This window comes from Prevotella sp. HMSC073D09 (genome assembly GCF_001814145.1).
In the GTDB taxonomy this organism is placed as follows: domain Bacteria; phylum Bacteroidota; class Bacteroidia; order Bacteroidales; family Bacteroidaceae; genus Prevotella; species Prevotella conceptionensis.
Map to the genome: position 1 here is coordinate 79540 of NZ_KV815128.1, position 17350 is coordinate 96889.

Annotated in this window: 11 protein-coding genes and 1 riboswitch; of the genes, 6 read left to right on the forward strand and 5 right to left on the reverse strand. The window is 48.0% G+C overall.

Going from position 1 to position 17350, the window contains the following annotated elements:
• Positions 1 to 1366 precede the first annotated feature (1366 nt).
• The 3 genes from HMPREF2955_RS16355 to rlmD form a co-directional block, all read right to left on the reverse strand.
• Positions 1367 to 1534, reverse strand: a complete 168-nt coding sequence (locus HMPREF2955_RS16355; RefSeq protein WP_019186745.1) for a hypothetical protein — start codon at positions 1532 to 1534, stop codon at positions 1367 to 1369.
• A 380-nt stretch (positions 1535 to 1914) separates the two neighbouring features.
• Positions 1915 to 3105: a porin gene (locus HMPREF2955_RS12745; RefSeq protein WP_070723828.1), complete on the reverse strand. Its 1191-nt coding sequence runs from the start codon at positions 3103 to 3105 to the stop codon at positions 1915 to 1917.
• A 48-nt stretch (positions 3106 to 3153) separates the two neighbouring features.
• Complete coding sequence (gene rlmD, locus HMPREF2955_RS12750) at positions 3154 to 4575, reverse strand: 23S rRNA (uracil(1939)-C(5))-methyltransferase RlmD (protein ID WP_070723849.1); 1422 nt, start codon at positions 4573 to 4575, stop codon at positions 3154 to 3156.
• 297 nt (positions 4576 to 4872) lie between these two features.
• Here rlmD and ppdK point away from each other — a divergent pair, with 297 nt between their 5' ends.
• Positions 4873 to 7593 (forward strand): pyruvate, phosphate dikinase, encoded by a 2721-nt coding sequence (gene ppdK, locus HMPREF2955_RS12755; protein WP_070723850.1) that lies wholly within the window; start codon positions 4873 to 4875, stop codon positions 7591 to 7593.
• Positions 7594 to 9386: 1793 nt separating this feature from the next.
• On the opposite strand, the gene HMPREF2955_RS12760 is transcribed toward ppdK, so the two are convergent.
• The gene (locus tag HMPREF2955_RS12760) at positions 9387 to 9908 is read right to left on the reverse strand and encodes a HutD family protein (RefSeq protein ID WP_070723829.1); all 522 of its coding nucleotides are present in this window, start codon (positions 9906 to 9908) and stop codon (positions 9387 to 9389) included.
• A gap of 232 nt (positions 9909 to 10140) precedes the next feature.
• Positions 10141 to 10593 (reverse strand): thioredoxin-dependent thiol peroxidase, encoded by a 453-nt coding sequence (gene bcp, locus HMPREF2955_RS12765; protein WP_019186740.1) that lies wholly within the window; start codon positions 10591 to 10593, stop codon positions 10141 to 10143.
• Between the two features lie 137 nt (positions 10594 to 10730).
• Positions 10731 to 11017, forward strand: a riboswitch (cobalamin riboswitch).
• Positions 11018 to 11085: 68 nt separating this feature from the next.
• Here bcp and HMPREF2955_RS12770 point away from each other — a divergent pair.
• From HMPREF2955_RS12770 to HMPREF2955_RS12790, 5 genes are all read left to right on the forward strand, one after another.
• On the forward strand, positions 11086 to 13605 hold the full coding sequence (locus HMPREF2955_RS12770; RefSeq protein WP_070723830.1) for a ribonucleoside-diphosphate reductase subunit alpha: 2520 nt from the start codon (positions 11086 to 11088) through the stop codon (positions 13603 to 13605).
• 42 nt (positions 13606 to 13647) lie between these two features.
• The gene (locus HMPREF2955_RS12775; RefSeq protein ID WP_070723831.1) at positions 13648 to 14694 is read left to right on the forward strand and encodes a ribonucleotide-diphosphate reductase subunit beta; all 1047 of its coding nucleotides are present in this window, start codon (positions 13648 to 13650) and stop codon (positions 14692 to 14694) included.
• Positions 14695 to 14757: 63 nt separating this feature from the next.
• The gene (locus HMPREF2955_RS12780; RefSeq protein ID WP_070723832.1) at positions 14758 to 16218 is read left to right on the forward strand and encodes an alpha-galactosidase; all 1461 of its coding nucleotides are present in this window, start codon (positions 14758 to 14760) and stop codon (positions 16216 to 16218) included.
• Between the two features lie 209 nt (positions 16219 to 16427).
• Complete coding sequence (locus tag HMPREF2955_RS12785; protein WP_070723833.1) at positions 16428 to 16778, forward strand: type II toxin-antitoxin system RelE/ParE family toxin; 351 nt, start codon at positions 16428 to 16430, stop codon at positions 16776 to 16778.
• Positions 16741 to 17052, forward strand: a complete 312-nt coding sequence (locus HMPREF2955_RS12790; protein ID WP_070723834.1) for a helix-turn-helix domain-containing protein — start codon at positions 16741 to 16743, stop codon at positions 17050 to 17052. Before HMPREF2955_RS12785 ends, HMPREF2955_RS12790 begins: the two co-directional genes overlap by 38 nt.
• Positions 17053 to 17350 lie beyond the last annotated feature (298 nt).

A 17350-nucleotide genomic window follows, 5' to 3' on the forward strand; every position in this document is an offset into this window, starting at 1 on the left:
GAATACGATGAAATGAATTTTTATTTAAAAAGACGCCATCTGCACCATATTTTGGGCTATTTGCCGCTAAACACACTGCGTTTTGGTGCTAAATGCAATGCGTTTTGGTGCTAAATGCACTGCGTTTTGGTGCAAAACACACCGCGTTTTGGTGCAAAATGCACTGCATTTTGGTGCAAAACACAAGGCAAAATGGTGCTAAATGCAAGACAAAAAGCATAAATATCCACAGCAATTGTATAAACAAAACCTTTTAGAGACATTAAAAACATGACCGAAAAGGGCATAATAGTGGTTAAAAAGTTGGATTTTAGGGGCTAAAAGCGTGCAATTGGGCTTAAAAAATTACGAGCATTCAACCAATCTAGAAAGGCTAAATGGTACAAAATGCAGGTCTTTTTCTTAAAACTGAACATATCGGGAGGTATGAAAGGCTAGAAATAGGGGCGATTTGCCTACTTTATGGCCTGTATTTTCGCTAGAACGAAGCGAAAATTGGAGCGCTATTGTAAAATAAAAGACAACAATTTAAGTTTTTAAGTGGATGGGATGGAAAGTGGGTGAGCTGGAGATGTTTTGAGTTTTTGAGTTGATGGGTTGGTGTTTTTTTGGAGCTTTTGAGTTGACGAGCTGATATAGTCAAACAGAATTGGATTAGGATGGCCATAGACACACCGTAAGCAAACCAAAGTGTTCCTTTGCCCCTGCGTAAGGGTATGCTGATGCCATGCTATGCACATCTTGCTAGCTGCTAACAACAATTTTCCAAAAGCAATTCTGTTTGGCTATAAAGTTGATGAATTGGTGGGTTGGTTTATCCTGTACTTCGTGTGTGAGAAGGGTGTTTATCTTGTGTTGGCATCACAGAGAGAACAAACTCCCCTTAATTTATAGCAACATAAAAAGTCAAGACAACTTCGTGGAAAAAGTGCTCTTTCGTTACAGTTTTATTTCGAAAAAGCAATCATTCTGCAATAATAAACGTTGATTATCAAGAACTTATAAACGTAATATTGTAGCAAAAAGGCTCGAAATGACATTACTTTACCAGAATTTATATGTGTCTGTTTGTGTAACTTATTGGTAATCAATAATAGTATGTACGCCTTATTGCTGAATAGTTACCCGAAAAAAATGCTAATGCCCGGTTTGAAATAAACCACCTTGGGCAAGCGGAACGCACAAAAGGGCAGGCGAAAGGCATACGACAACCCTTGCACACACGCCGTAAAAGACGCTGCGCGTATGAACAAAAGCGCATCAGCCAGCCGATTTTAACAAACCGCCAGCACGATGTCAGGCCAACAGGTGACCCAGTAAGGAAGAAGATGCTGTCGCAAACGCCTTGCAACAGTTAAGGCCTACACTATTCCACCGCGTGTATCCACAGGGCGAAGGCCAAAATAATAATGGCCAAAATGCTCAATACAACGAATAACACGCGACCTATAATGCGCCGACGCTTGGGCCAATTTAGGTTGCGTTGTTTAATCCGCTCTTCTTCACTAACTCCATTTCTCTTTTCTCTATCCATTTCCTAATTCTATTTTTATGTATAAGTAGACAACTCAACAAGCTTGCAAGCTTACTAGTTTATCAGTTGACGAGTTAACGAGTTCACTAGTTGGCAAGTTAACCAGTTCACTAGTTGACAAGTTAAAGAGTTCACTAGTTGACAAGTTAACGAGTTCACTAGTTGACAAGTAACGAGCTGACGAGTTAACGAGTTGACAGGTTAACTAGTTTACCAGTTTACTAGTTGACAAGTTAACCAGTTCGCTAGTTGATGAGTTAACCAGTTTACTAGTTGACAAGCTTACAAATTTACAAACAAACATGTTGACACGTCAATAAGACGTCCGCATGATGCAGCTGATGGGTCTAATAGCCCCTCACATCAACCTGCAACAGCTCTTAAAACCTCAATCCCAGTTGGAAGTCGATGAGGTTATAGTTGGTCGTTTTCAGTACCTTATCGTTCACAAACGCATATTCGGCACTTAGTTTGAGCATTCGCGACAGTTCGCAGTCGATGCCCAGTTCGTATAAAGTCTTGGCCGTGCTGGGCTTTCCGTTGGGGCAATATTGGTCGAAACGTGCCTTTACGTGCAGCTTTTTCCCATTAAAATCGGCCACTGGAGCAATAACCAAGCCATAGAAGCCATAGGCTTTGTCGCCTGCCTCGTAATTGATGTTGGCGTCTTGCAGGTCGGCTTTGGTGTTATGAACGGTCTTAAAGCCATAGCCTTTGCTGTAAATGTACTCGCTGCGGAAGGTCCAACCCTTCGTAACATACTCGCCACTCACGGCAAAGCGGCGTTTTTCTACCGTTTGTTTACCTTTCACCACCTGTTTTTGTCCTGCCCCATCCAATATCGGCTCGTGCGTATCGGGGTCTACTAGCGTGTAATTTCCCACTCGCGTGTAAGAGCCCGTCCACCCAAACGCGCCCAAACGCATGCCTTTAATGGGCATAACCCATAGTCCGCCAATAACGTCTTTACGCTGATCGGCATCGCGCATGTTGATGCCCTGCCCGTTAAACACGCCCACCTGATAGTGAACCAGCGGCCTTTCGTTGCTGTTGGGGAACAAGTCGCCCTGAATTTGCAAGCCGATGTCGCGCCCATTGCTGGCGGCTTCGCCCGTTCGGTCGCTAAATCCCGACAGTTTCAGCACGCTTTGCCCAAACGACATGAAGCCCTGGTCGATGGGGTGCATGGGATTTTCTAAAGTGAACGGCCGCTTAAATTGCCCCAGCTTTACGCGGAAGGGTTTATACTTCTGCCATTCGGCAAACACATCTACCACGCGCGGCGATGTGCCGAGGGTGGCCGTATTGCCGTTAAACTGCACTTGGGCTTTCCAATAGAAGTCGGTAAGCACACGTCCTTCTAACGAAAGACGCGCCATACGGATGTTAAAGCCGTTGCTCTCCGCCCCTTTCTGGTCGGCCCATTGGTACTGCGATATCATGTATCCGCTAAGTTTGAGGTTGCTCACCAAGGTAAGCTTTTTCTCTTCCGGCGGTGTATCGCCGCTTTGTGCGCTGGCTTGTAGCGTTGTTGCCGCCAAGAGCAGCGCAAGCATTGCCTTTTGTTTCATGAGTATCTTGTTAATAGTTATTGTATAGGCTTGTTTATGGTTGGATTGTTATGCGCGGCGTTCCAGCAGCACAACGTTCTCTACGTGAGGCGTGTGCGGGAACATGTCTACGGGTTGTACGGCCGTCACCGCATAGCGTTCGTCTAGCGCAATGAGGTCGCGCGCTTGCGTTGCAGGATTGCAGCTTACGTACACAATGCGTTGGGGATTGGCTCGGATAATGGTTTCGATAACATCGGCGTGCATGCCTGCGCGCGGTGGATCGGTAATAATAACGTCGGGCTGTCCGTTGTTGGCGATAAACTCATCGTTCAGAATGTCCTTCATATCGCCTGCATAGAAAGTGGTGTTGCCTATTCCGTTCAGCTCGCTATTCACTTTGGCATCTGCTATTGCCTCGGGTACATACTCCACACCCACCACTTTCTTGGCCTGTCGGGCCACAAAGTTGGCGATTGTTCCCGTGCCCGTGTACAAGTCGTAAACAATTTCTGTACCGCTCAAGTTGGCAAAGCGGCGCGCCACTTCGTAGAGGTGGTAAGCTTGTTGGGTGTTGGTTTGGTAGAAACTCTTTGGTCCTACCTTGAAACGGAGGTCTTCCATCACCTCGAATATATGGTCGTTGCCCTTGAAAACGTGCACGGGCAGGTCGGCAAATGTGTCGTTACACTTTTGGTTGTCTACCCAAAGCAGCGATGTTATCTGCGGAAAACGTTCGGCCACGTGGGCAAGTAGGGCGTCGGCCGTTTGTGGGTCGTCAGCTGTTTCAAAGTGAAACTGCACCAACACCATCCATTCTCCCGTGTCGCTATTGCGTATCATCACATCGCGCAGCAGTCCTTTTTGCTGTCGAAGGTCGAAGAAAGTGATGTTTTTTCCCAGCGCATAGTCCCTTATCTCGTTTCGTATTTGGTTTTGCAGGTCGTCCATCAGCCAGCACTTCTCGATGGGGAGTATCTTATCGAACGCCCCTGTGATGTGGAAACCGATGGCGTTCATGGTGTCGAAAGTTTCTCCCGATGCCACTTGTTCTCGGGTTAGCCAACGCTTGTTAGAGCATCCGAACTCCAATTTATTGCGATAATGCAGGGTTAACTGCGAGCCCATGATGGGATGGAACGTGGGAAGTTGCACGTGCGAGATACGCGAAAGCTGGTCGTACACCTGCTGCTGCTTGGCCCGCAACTGCTCTTCGTAGGGCAGGTTTTGCCATTTGCAGCCGCCGCACACGCCGAAATGTTGGCACACAGGCTCAACGCGCACGTCGCTATACTTCACGAAACGCACCACCTCGGCCTCGCAATAGCTGTGTTTCTTCTTTCTTATTTTGAGGTCTACCACGTCGCCTGGCACCGCGAAGGGTACGAAAACAACCATGTCGTTGACCCTCGCCAACGCCTTTCCTTCTGCCGCCACGTCTGTAATGGTGACGTTCTCCAATATCGGAAACTCTTTTCTCTTTCTTGCCATATATATAATAAGGTGCAACGCACACGCACCGTGAGGGAAGAAACAGGCCCACTTTCCGCCCTTTTCTTCACAAAAGCCCATCGCACGCAACGTCGGCGTTGCGCCCGAACTTGCGCTACACACCTGCAAAGATACATATTTCCTTCAAAATATCCGAATATTTTGCTCGCTGTTTACGATAACAGGCACTTTTGTCATGTACAATTTACAAAATCGGAGCTGAAAGTTTTGTAAATCAATAATATTTATCTATATTTGCAAAAGGTAAAAACAGAAAACATTATACGTTCTAATTCAATGAGTGAAAAAAGAGTTTACACCTTCGGCAATGGCGTTGCCGAGGGTAAAGCAGACATGAGAAATCTGCTAGGTGGTAAAGGAGCCAACTTGGCTGAAATGAATCTTATCGGCGTTCCCGTGCCTCCGGGGTTCACCATCACCACAGATGTTTGTAACGAATACTTCGAAAAAGGGAAAGAAAAGGTCGTATCTCTGCTTAAAGGCGAAGTTGAAAAGGCTGTCAATCACATTGAAAACTTGATGAACTGCAAGTTTGGCGACGTGAAAAATCCGTTGCTCGTGTCGGTTCGTTCGGGTGCGCGCGCCTCTATGCCTGGCATGATGGACACCATCCTGAACCTCGGACTGAACGACGAAGTGGCCAAAGGATTGGCAGAAAAGTCGGGCAACGAGCGTTTCGCTTACGACAGCTACCGCCGTTTCGTACAGATGTACGGCGATGTGGTACTGGGAATGAAACCCACCAATAAGGAAGACATCGACCCCTTCGAAGAGATTATACAGCAAGTGAAGGCCGAACGCGGCATCAAGCTAGACAACGAAATGACCGTTGACGAACTCAAAAAGCTCGTTGTATTGTTTAAGCAGGCCATTAAGAGACAAACGGGAAAAGATTTCCCCACCGACCCGATGGAACAACTGTGGGGCGCCATCTGCGCCGTGTTCGACAGCTGGATGAACGAGCGCGCCATACTCTACCGCAAGATGGAAGGCATCCCCGCCGAATGGGGAACGGCCGTTAACGTGCAAGCGATGGTGTTCGGAAATATGGGCAACACTTCGGCAACGGGCGTTTGTTTCAGCCGCGACGCCGCAACAGGCGAGAACCTCTTCAACGGAGAATATCTCGTTAACGCACAAGGCGAGGATGTGGTGGCCGGAATCCGCACGCCACAACAAATTACGAAGGAGGGTTCGTTGCGTTGGGCGGCACAACAGCTCATCGACGAAGATGTGCGCGCAAGCCAATATCCCTCTATGGAAGAGAACATGCCGGAGATTTACGCTCAGCTTAACGCCATTCAAGAAAAGCTGGAACGCCACTATCACGACATGCAAGACATGGAGTTCACCGTACAAGACGGCAAGCTGTGGTTCTTGCAAACGCGTAACGGAAAACGTACGGGTACGGCAATGGTGAAAATTGCAATGGATTTGCTGCGCGAAGGCGAGATTGACGAGAAGACGGCCTTGAAACGTTGCGAGCCCAACAAGCTAGACGAACTGCTGCACCCCGTATTCGACAAGGCTGCACAAAAGCAAGCTAAGGTTCTTACCCGCGGTTTGCCAGCATCGCCCGGCGCAGCTTGCGGACAGGTGGTGTTCTTTGCCGACGATGCCGCACGCTGGCACGAGGAAGGGCACCAGGTTATCATGGTCCGCATAGAAACGTCGCCCGAAGACCTCGCCGGCATGTCAGCAGCCGAGGGCATTCTCACCGCACGCGGCGGCATGACTTCGCACGCTGCCGTTGTTGCCCGCGGCATGGGTAAGTGCTGCGTATCGGGTGCCGGTGCCATCAACATCAACTATAAGGAGCGTACGCTCGAAATAGACGGTGTGCTGTTGCACGAAGGCGATTACATATCGTTAAACGGAAGCACAGGCGAAGTGTATCTGGGCCAAGTTACTACACAACCCGCCAAAGTGACGGGCGACTTGGCCGACCTGATGGAGCTTTGCAACAAGTACACCAAGCTGGTTGTGCGTACCAATGCCGACACCCCACACGATGCACAAGTGGCAAGAAACTTCGGAGCAGTGGGAATTGGCCTATGCCGCACCGAACACATGTTCTTCGAGAATGAGAAAATCAAGGCCATGCGCGAGATGATACTCGCCGACAGCACCGAGGGACGTGAAAAAGCACTGACAAAACTGCTGCCCTTCCAACGCCAAGACTTCTACGGCATACTCAAATCGATGAACGGATACCCCGTAAACGTGCGCCTACTCGACCCGCCTTTGCACGAATTTGTGCCACACGACTTGGAAGGTCAGCAAGTAATGGCGGCAGACATGGGCGTGTCTGTGCAAGAAATTCAACGCCGCGTAAACTCACTAAGCGAGCATAACCCCATGCTGGGACATCGCGGTTGCCGTCTGGGCAACACTTATCCCGAAATCACGGCCATGCAAACACGTGCCATTCTTGGTGCAGCCATCCAGCTGAAGAAGGAAGGATACGACCCGCGTCCCGAAATCATGGTACCGCTCATTGGTGTTGTTCACGAGTTCGACCAACAGGAAAAGGTTATCCGCAACACGGCTAAGAAACTCTTCGAAGAAGAAGGTATGGAGGTTGACTTCCACGTTGGAACCATGATTGAGGTGCCCCGCGCAGCCTTGGTTGCCGAAAACATCGCCAAAAGAGCCGAGTATTTCAGCTTCGGAACGAACGACCTAACACAGATGACCTTCGGTTACAGCCGCGACGACATCGCCAGTTTCTTGCCCGTTTACCTGGAGAAGAAGATTTTGAAGGTAGACCCCTTCCAGGTTCTCGACCAGAAAGGTGTTGGCCAACTCATCGACATGGGTGTGAAGAAAGGTCGTTCCACACGTCCCGAACTAATCTGCGGCATCTGCGGAGAGCACGGCGGCGAACCCGAATCGGTGAAGTTCTGCCATCGCGTAGGCCTCAACTACGTTAGCTGCTCGCCCTTCCGTGTGCCCATCGCACGCTTGGCAGCCGCACAAGCAGCAGTAGAAGATTAAGTAGAAAGGGGAAAAACAATTGACATCTCAGCCAATTAGCGAGTTGATGAGTTTACAAGTTCACGAGTTAACACTGCTGACGAGTTTACAAATCAACAAGATTAACGAGTTTACAGGCTGGCAGGTTCGCTAGTTAACTAGCAGACAGTCCCCTTAGGAACCTACCCTATCACAACGAAACAGGCATCCTCCACAACGAGGATGTCTGTTTGCTTTTATTGGGCTAAGATTGCTTGCAGTGTGCAGCTAGCCGTTTTTAAATCCAATCGGTTATTAGACCCCAACCTGAAACCTTGGCAAAGCCCCCTCTACAAGAAAGCTTCATACCTGGCAACCTGCTGACAATCAACAACGATTTTTTTAAGCGTATGGGGATTGCAGAGACTTCAATCTGTCTTTAGAGAACTTCAAAAGCAAAATGTTACGAATGTTTTCGCTGACATTTGAGAACCCGAACAGCTCTGCAACCGCTCGCGCTGGCGGTCGAAAGCATACTTACTTTCCGTGCCGTTGGCCACACGCGCGTACATGGGGCAATTGCCTTTGTCCAACTTTCGGCAAGAAATTTAACATTATTACTGCCCTTTTTGTCCACCAATCGCCCACCTTGGCGCAAAAAATCGATTCTCGCGAAGATTGTTTTTGGTGCAAAAAGGGCTTACTTGTAAATGCAGGCAAAATGAATTTTTATTAAAAACGAACGCCATTTGCACCAGATTCTGGGCCATTTGCAGCAAAACACAGTGCGTTTTGGTGCTAAATGCAGTGCGTTTTTGTGCTAAACGCAGTACGTTTTGATGCTAAATGCAAGGTAAAGTGGTGCTAAATGCACCGCAAAAAGCTGCTAAATGTGAGACGAAAAGCATAAACATTCACTGCAATGGTATAAACAAACCCTTTTAGAACCATGAAAAACATGGCTAAAAAGGGTAAAAATAGCCGTTAAAAAGTGGGGGGGTTAGGGGCTAAAAGCGGATATTTAAGCATAAAAAATAATGAGTTGGCAACCAAACTAGAAAGGTAAAATGGTGCAAAATGCAGGTTCTGCTCCTAAAAATAGACAAAACTAAAGTCGCGAGAGACTAGAAATAGTGCCAAATTACCCACTTTTTAACCTGTATTTTCGCTAGAACGGAGTGAAAAATAGAGCGATATTGTAAAACAAAAAAAAAAAGAATTTAAGTTTTTAAGTTGGTTAGTTGACGAGTTAACAAGTTAACGAGTTGACAAGAGTGATGAGTTGGTTAGTTTGATGAGTTGACGAGTTGGTGAGTTGATTAGTTGATTAGTTGGTGAGTTTAAGTTTGCGGATTGATGAGTTAATGAGCATGTGAGTAGACAAACGCATGAGTTGATGGGTTTGCGAATTTGTGATTTGATGAGTTTGTGAGTTTTTGAGCTTGTAAGTTGATGAGCTGTTGAGCTGATTAGTTGATGAGTTGGTGAATTGGTGAGTTGATTAGTTGGTGAGTTGATTAGTTGGTGAATTTGCAAGTTTGATGAGTTTGTGAGCTTATGAGTCATTGAGCTTGTAAGTTGATGAGCCCATGAGTCGACGAGTTGGCTAGTTTACTGGTTGGTAAATTCATAAGGTTGCGTGTTTAGTTTAGGTCTATTGGTTGTTAAGTTTATTAAGTTATGTGATACTTACACCCATACTACAAATACAACAAGGCATATTACTCCCCTCTCCCTTTGGAGAGGGGTTGGGGGTGAGGCCGGTAGTAGTTGGGGATAAGGCCGGCAGTAGCTGGGGGTGAGGCCGGTAGTAGCTAGTTGGAGGTAAGGCCAATTTATCCCACCTCCACACACAACACGTGCCCCGAAACATGCACATCACCACCAACCCATGCTGCATCATGCTGCCGAAGAGGAGTACCATTCAAGGTGGTTTGGCTGCCAATGGCAAACACCAACATGCGTTCAACACTAGCAAACACATGTTCGCCACGCTCTACGCGCGCGCATACACGCGTTCCTATTTTATGTATCACGTTCAAGTCTACCGCCCCTTGAGAGTTCACCGAGGTAACATGTGCTGCTCCATCAAACTCAAAAAGGCACTCGTCAGACAACGTCACGACTTGCCCATCCACACAAAGCGCGATGTTGCCATCAAGACAAAGGATATGGCGCGTAAAGCCCGTGAAGTCTGAAAACGTACTTTCCGTAACATGAATAACGGCCGACGAAACGCGCAAGTCGAAGTTACGGTCTTGCAAACTACTCCCCACAGCGGGTAAGATACATACTTCGCGAGTAAGTCCACCACTCCACACACTCGTCTTAAAATCCTCTTTACGAATTATTTCCATCGTTAGATTGTTTTAAACCAATGTTCAAAGGTAGCAAATATCCTGCATACAAAACGACAATAAAGTTTGTTTTATCGCCACTTTCGAAAAAAGTTTGCGGCAAAACAACAAAGAGCACCATCTTCTTTCATGGCTTTGGCATCCTTATAAAAAAGCAACAACGAGAGCATCCACTACGGATGGCTCTCGTTGTTGCAAAAAAAACACGTTTAGTTTGTAACCTTAGGTGCCTTTACTCACCCAATATCTGCTGTGCGTGTTCCTTTACCTTAATCTCCTTGGGCTGCATAATACGGGTTATCACACCCTCTTCGTTGATGACGAACGTGGTGCGGAACGTGCCGAAATACTTGCGGCCATACATGCTTTTCTCGCCCCAAACGCCAAATTCCTCCACCAATTTATGCTCGGTATCTGCTATGAGCGGAAACGGCAAGTCGTTTTTCTCGATGAATTTCTTATGCGATTTCTCGTCGTTTATGCTCACACCAACCACAGCATAGCCCTGTTTTTGCAGTTCGGCATAGTTGTCGCGCAGGTTACAAGCCTGCGTAGTGCAGCCCGAAGTGAGGTCTTTGGGGTAGAAATACAGCACCAATTTCTTACCTTTAAAGTCGCTTAGGCGTACTTCGTTGCCGTTCTCGTCGCGCCCCAACACATCGGGAGCCTTTGTTCCTATTTCCATCATGATGATAATTCTTTTTCTATTGTTTGTTGGTACAAAGGTAAACATTAATTTCCGAAAAGCCTTATCCGCCACCAAAACACATTTTCGCCCCACATAACGCCCAACAAATGTTTCGCCCTTTGCGGTAAAATGAGTACCTTTGTGCCCGAATTGGTTTGCCAGGGCCCAGTGCTAGGCGATTAAAAGGGAACGGGGTGCAACTCTCCGACTGTCCCGCAGCTGTAAGTTCTTTACGGTTTTCTTCCAGAGGCGGTATCTAAAAAGCCACTAAACATGCAGTGTCAGCGCAAGCATGCTTTTTAGATAACGCTGTTACATAAGCCACTGTTTCGGTCCAATCGCATGGTTTGGCGAACCGAATTGGGAAGGCGAAGAGAATTAGAACAAAGTCAGAAGACCTGCCCGTTCGTCAAAAGTGCCGTTCCACTCGTGGGAATAGGGAACGCCACGAAACGTTTTTTAAATCAATAAGCAAGTCAAAGTTATCTCATGGACATAACCAAGAGAAATGGTTCGGTGGCTCCCTTCGACAGGGAAAAGATTGCCACGGCCATCAAAAAGAGTTTTATCAGCACAGGGCGACCCATCGTGGAAGACGAAATACACAACGTAGCTATCGCCGTTGAGCAAGTTATCATAACCCATCCGGCAAAACAAAACGTTGAATGTATTCAGGACGAGGTGGAACGGAGCCTTATGCAACGCGGCTTTTATGCCGAGGCTAAGAGCTATATTCTGTTTCGTTGGCAGCGAACCGAACAGCGAAAATACCTCAATAGGATTGCCAACACCCTGCAACAAACCGAAATTGCGCCCGTGTTGAAAGGCATCGCGGCCGACTTCGAGCCAGAGTTGTACCCCATTGCAGCACTCGCCGAGAAGTTCATGGGCTTTGTTAAGGCCGACATGAACGGGCGCGACAAGCTGTCGGCCTTGATAAAAGCCGCCGTGGAACTTACTTCGGCCGAGGCTCCTAATTGGGAATTTATCGCGGCTCGACTGCTTAGCTATCGCCTGCAACGCGACCTAGAAACGTTCGAACAAGCAGAAGACATACAATCTTTTGCCCAAAAGGTGCGCCATTTGGCCAGTCAGAACCTCTACGGAACTTACATTGTCGATGCTTATACCGAGAGCGAACTGCAACAGGCGGCATCGTTTATCGACGAAGAACGCAACAAGCTGCTCAACTATTCGGGGCTCGACCTCCTTATCAAACGTTATGTTATCAGGTCGTTTGCGCACAAACCCGTTGAAAGCGTGCAAGAAATGTTCCTCGGCATTGCCCTACATCTGGCCATGAACGAAGGCGAAAACCGACTGCATTGGGTGAAAAAGTTCTACGACATGCTTAGCCGTCTGGAAGTAACTATGGCCACACCCACCCTAGCCAATGCGCGTAAGCCTTTCCATCAGTTGTCAAGCTGTTTCATCGACACCGTGCCCGATAGTCTTGAAGGAATCTACCGCAGCATCGACAACTTTGCCCAAGTGAGCAAGTTTGGCGGTGGCATGGGCCTTTACTTCGGCAAGGTAAGGGCCGCGGGCGGACGCATTCGCGGTTTTAAAGGTGCCGCAGGTGGTGTGGTTAGGTGGATGAAGTTGGTGAACGACACCGCTGTGGCCGTAGACCAATTGGGCGTTCGCCAAGGCGCAGTGGCCGTTTACCTAGATGTTTGGCACAAAGACCTGCCCGAATTTCTACAATTACGCACCAACAACGGCGACGACCGAATGAAAGCGCACGACATCTTCCCAGCCGTGTGTTACCCCGACTTGTTTTGGCGAATGGCGCAACAAGACCTCAATCAGGATTGGCACATGTTCTGCCCCAACGAAGTTCTAACTACGCGCGGTTACTCGCTAGAAGACTTCTACGGCGAGGCATGGGAGGAGAAATACCACGAATGCGTGGCCGACAAACGCCTTTCGCGCCGAACGATGACCATTAAAGACGTTATCCGTCTTGTTCTCCGTTCGGCTGTTGAAACAGGAACGCCCTTCACTTTCAACCGCGACATCGTTAACCGAGCCAACCCCAACGGTCACAACGGCATCATCTATTGTTCTAATCTCTGCACAGAGATTGCCCAAAACATGAAGGCCATCGAAGAGGTGAGCAATGAAGTGCTGACCAAAGACGGCGATACCGTGGTGGTACGTACGGTTAAGCCGGGCGACTTCGTGGTTTGCAACTTGGCTAGCCTTTCGCTTGGCAACTTGCCGTTAGAAAACGAGGACTATCTCAACGATATAGTAGCGACTGTTGTGCGTGCACTCGACAATGTTATCGACCTGAACTTCTACCCCGTGCCATACGCCCAAATCACCAACCACCGCTATCGCAGCATTGGCCTGGGTGTAAGCGGATATCACCACGCATTAGCCCTGAGAGGCATTAAATGGGAGAGCGAAGAACACTTGCAATTTGTAGATCAAGTGTTCGAACGCATCAACCGCGCCGCTATCGAGGCCAGTTCTTCCTTGGCCAAAGAGAAAGGCGCTTACGCTTACTTCGAGGGAAGCGACTGGCAAACGGGCGCTTACTTCGAAAAGCGCAACTACAACTCGCCCCAATGGCAGCAAACGGCTCAACGCGTAAAGGAGCAAGGAATGCGCAACGCCTACCTACTGGCCATCGCCCCCACAAGTAGCACCAGCATTGTAGCCGCAACCACGGCAGGACTAGACCCCGTTATGCAGCGTTTCTTCTTGGAAGAGAAGAAAGGCGCCATGCTACCACGTGTGGCCCCGGCACTATCCGACCGCACTTTCTGGCTCTACAAGGGCGCATACCAAACCAATCAAGCATGGAGCATGCGCGCATCGGGCATACGCCAACGCCATATTGACCAAGCGCAAAGCGTTAATCTCTACATCACCAACAACTACACCATGCGACAGTTGCTCGACCTTTACCTCTTGGCATGGCAAAGTGGGGTGAAAACCATCTACTACGTACGAAGTAAATCGCTAGAAGTGGAAGAATGCGAAAGCTGCGCATCGTAACCAACAACACTACATACACAAACGAAACTCAACACAGCACAAATGGACAATAAGCTAAAAAAGAACGCCTTGTTTAACCCACAAGGAGATACCGACTTGCGACTAAGGCGCATGATTGGAGGCAATACCACCAATCTAAACGACTTTAACAACATGCGCTACACGTGGGCTAGCGACTGGTATAGGCAAGCAATGAACAACTTTTGGATTCCAGAAGAGATTAATCTTACCCAAGACACCAAAGACTATCCGCTGTTGCCGCCTGCCGAACGCAAGGCTTACGACAAGATATTGAGCTTTTTGGTGTTTCTCGACTCGCTGCAAAGTGCCAACTTGCCCTCGCTAACCGAGTTTATCACGGCCAACGAGGTAAACCTTTGCCTGCACATTCAGGCCTTTCAAGAGTGCGTTCACAGCCAGAGTTACAGCTACATGCTCGACACCATCTGCTCGCCCGAAGAGCGAAACGACATTCTCTACCAGTGGAAAACCGACGAACACCTACTTCGCCGCAACACTTTCATCGGCGATTGCTACAACGAGTTCTACGCCAACAACGACAAAGCATCGCTCATGAAGACGCTCATGGCCAACTATATTCTCGAAGGCATCTACTTTTATAGCGGCTTTATGTTCTTCTACAACTTGGCGCGCAACGGCAAAATGTCGGGTTCGGCGCAAGAAATACGCTACATCAACCGCGACGAGAACACGCACCTGTGGCTCTTCCGCAACATCATTCACGAGATGAAGAAAGAAGAACCCGAATACTTTACGCCCGAAAAGGTGAAACTTTACGAAGAAATGATGCGCGAAGGAGTGCGCCAAGAGATTGCATGGGGCCAATATGTTATTGGCAACGAGGTGCAAGGACTTAACGCACAGATGGTAAACGACTACATTCGTTACCTTGGCAACATGCGCTGGCGTAGTCTTGGTTTCGGCAATTTGTTTGAAGACAACATCGAAGAGCCCGAAAACATGCGCTGGGTGGCCCAATACGCCAACGCCAACATGGTAAAAACCGACTTCTTCGAGGCCAAAAGCACGGCATACGCCAAAAGCACAGCCATCGAAGACGACCTGTAAAGGCCTGCCCATCCAGTCCTTTTTAGCTATCTTTGCACACATATAGTAAGTATATATGCAAATATGAAAAGTCCCATCTCCACGTTTCTTTTGCTACTCATGCCACTCGTAGCCGCTGCCGACAACGGTTTGCGTTGCGCCAAAAGCGTTTTCTCGCAACCCGATGTGCGTTTCATGCAGAAAATAAAATCAATACACGCCGATGCCGTCATCGGGGTTAAGGGATTACCTAGCGGACTGCAATGGAACGCTCGCCGCAACTTGGTTGAAGGCAAGGTAAAAGCACCTGGCACATACACCTACACCGTAACTTCTAGCATAAACGGGCAGGTAAGCGAAGAACAAATCAAGCTTATCGTGTCTGACAAGTTGGCCATGCCCCTTCCTTTCATGGGATGGCTGTCGTGGAACTCGGTAGAAGGCGATGTTTCCGAGGCTATTGTTAAGAGCGTGGCCGACATGTTCAAAGCAAACGGACTGTTTGAGGCTGGTTGGAACACCATCATGATGGACGACTTATGGCAAGCACGTAAGCGTGCAGACGACGGAAAGCCGCTACCCGACCCCAAACGCTTTCCTAACAGCCTGCGACCTGTTGCTGATTACGTGCACGGCAAGGGCATGAAGTTTGGACTTTACACCGATGCAGCCGACAAAACTTGTGCAGGTGCATTTGGTTCGTATGGCTATGAGCGGATAGATGCCGAGCAATATGCCCAATGGAACGTGGATATTGTGAAGTGCGACTACTGCAATGCGCCGCCCGAACAAGACACTGCCATTGTGCGTTACCGCCGTTTGGGCGATGCTTTCAAAGCCGTTGCACGCCCCATTACGCACTACATCTGCGAGTGGGGCGACAGAAAGCCGTGGCTTTGGGGCGCAGAGTCGGGCGGTAGTTGCTGGCGCGTTAGTGCGGATGTGCGCGACAGATGGACTTGCGAGCCTGGCGGAACGGGCGTGGTAGAAAGCATCATGGCTATGAAAAACATCGCGCAATATGCAGGTGTAAACCGATTTAACGATGCAGACATGCTTTGTACGGGACTGCATGGCAAGGGAAAATCATCGAACGACTTATGTTTTGGCACGCCAGGCATGACACAAGACGAGTACGCCACGCAGTTTGCGCTGTGGTGCATGTGGTCGTCGCCCATGGCATTATCCTTTGATCCACGTGCCAACACTGTGACAAAAGAAGACTTGAAGATACTAACCAATCGCCACCTTATTGCCCTTAACCAAGACCGAATGGGGCAACAGGCCGACTTAATATCAGATGCAGACAGCCTTGTGATGTTTGCCAAAGATTTGGAGAATGGCGATGTGGCCCTCTCTGTTACCAACATGTCGGGCAAACCGCTTGAAGCCACTTTCCACTTCACCCAAATACCCGCCCTCGATGCCAACAAACGCTATCAATGCCGTGACTTATGGACGGGCGAAAAGCTTTCTGCCGTTGAGCATAGCTTTACAACAAAGGTTCGTCCGCACGCCACACGGGTGTTTAGGTTGAGCCAGTAACGGGCACAAACTATATGCCTTTGCCAAACGTTATACAACAAACGCTCTTGTTGAGCGTACGCTTGTAGCAACTCATATAGACCTGCCGCCATAGCTAACAAGCTTACCTATCGCAATTAGATTGTTCGCACAAAACAGGAAGGAAATAACGAAAAAGTTTCAACATATTAAAACTTTTCCGTATCTTTGTAGCATTAAATACAATGTCGATGAGAAGAGAAATCGTTGCCTTTGGCAGTTATTATAAAGACTTTATGGCAACGCTGCATGACAAAGAGCGGCGAAAGGTGCTTTATGTCCTCTCACTACTAGAAAGAGAAGACAGACTTCCGATAAAATTCATCAAACACCTATTGAGAGGTTTGTATGAATTAAGAATTAAATACGAGAGCAATATCTACCGCATCTTTTTTATTTTCGACAACAATCGAATTGTTGTATTGTTCAATGGCTTCCAAAAGAAAACCCAGAAAACGCCAAGAACAGAAATAGACAGAGCAATTAAAATAATGGAGGATTACTATGAGTACAAAAGAAAAAATGATAACGAGCATCAGTAAAGAGATAGAGCGCGAGTTTGGCAAACCAGGCACTGCAGAACGCGAAAAATTTGATGAAGAGGCATACGCTTTTTATACAGGACAGCTACTCTTAGACGCGCGAAAAGAGGCAAAAGTAACACAAGCAGAATTGGCTAAGCGCATACACGCCAGTAAATCCTACATTTCGCGAGTTGAGAGTGGAGACATTATACCCAGTGCGGCCAAGTTCTATAACATGATTACTGCGCTAGGCATGCGCATAGAGATTGTTAAGCCCTTAGTAAGGGTTTAATAAGCTGGCCCACTTGTTGACAACTTGCCCCATTAACCCCTCAGCCCTTGTCTTCTTTTAAGAATAAATTTTAACATTATGAGTGCCTTTTTATCCACCAAACTCCAACCAGGCCGCAAATAATCGATTCTCGCGAGGGTTTGTTTGGATGCAAAAAGGGGCCAACATGCGATGCAGGCAAAATGAATTTTTATTTAAGATAACCGCCATTTACACCCATTTGGGGCTATTTTCCGCTAAATATAGTGCAATATGCTGCTAAATGCAATGCAATATGCCGCTAAACGCAGTGCGTTTT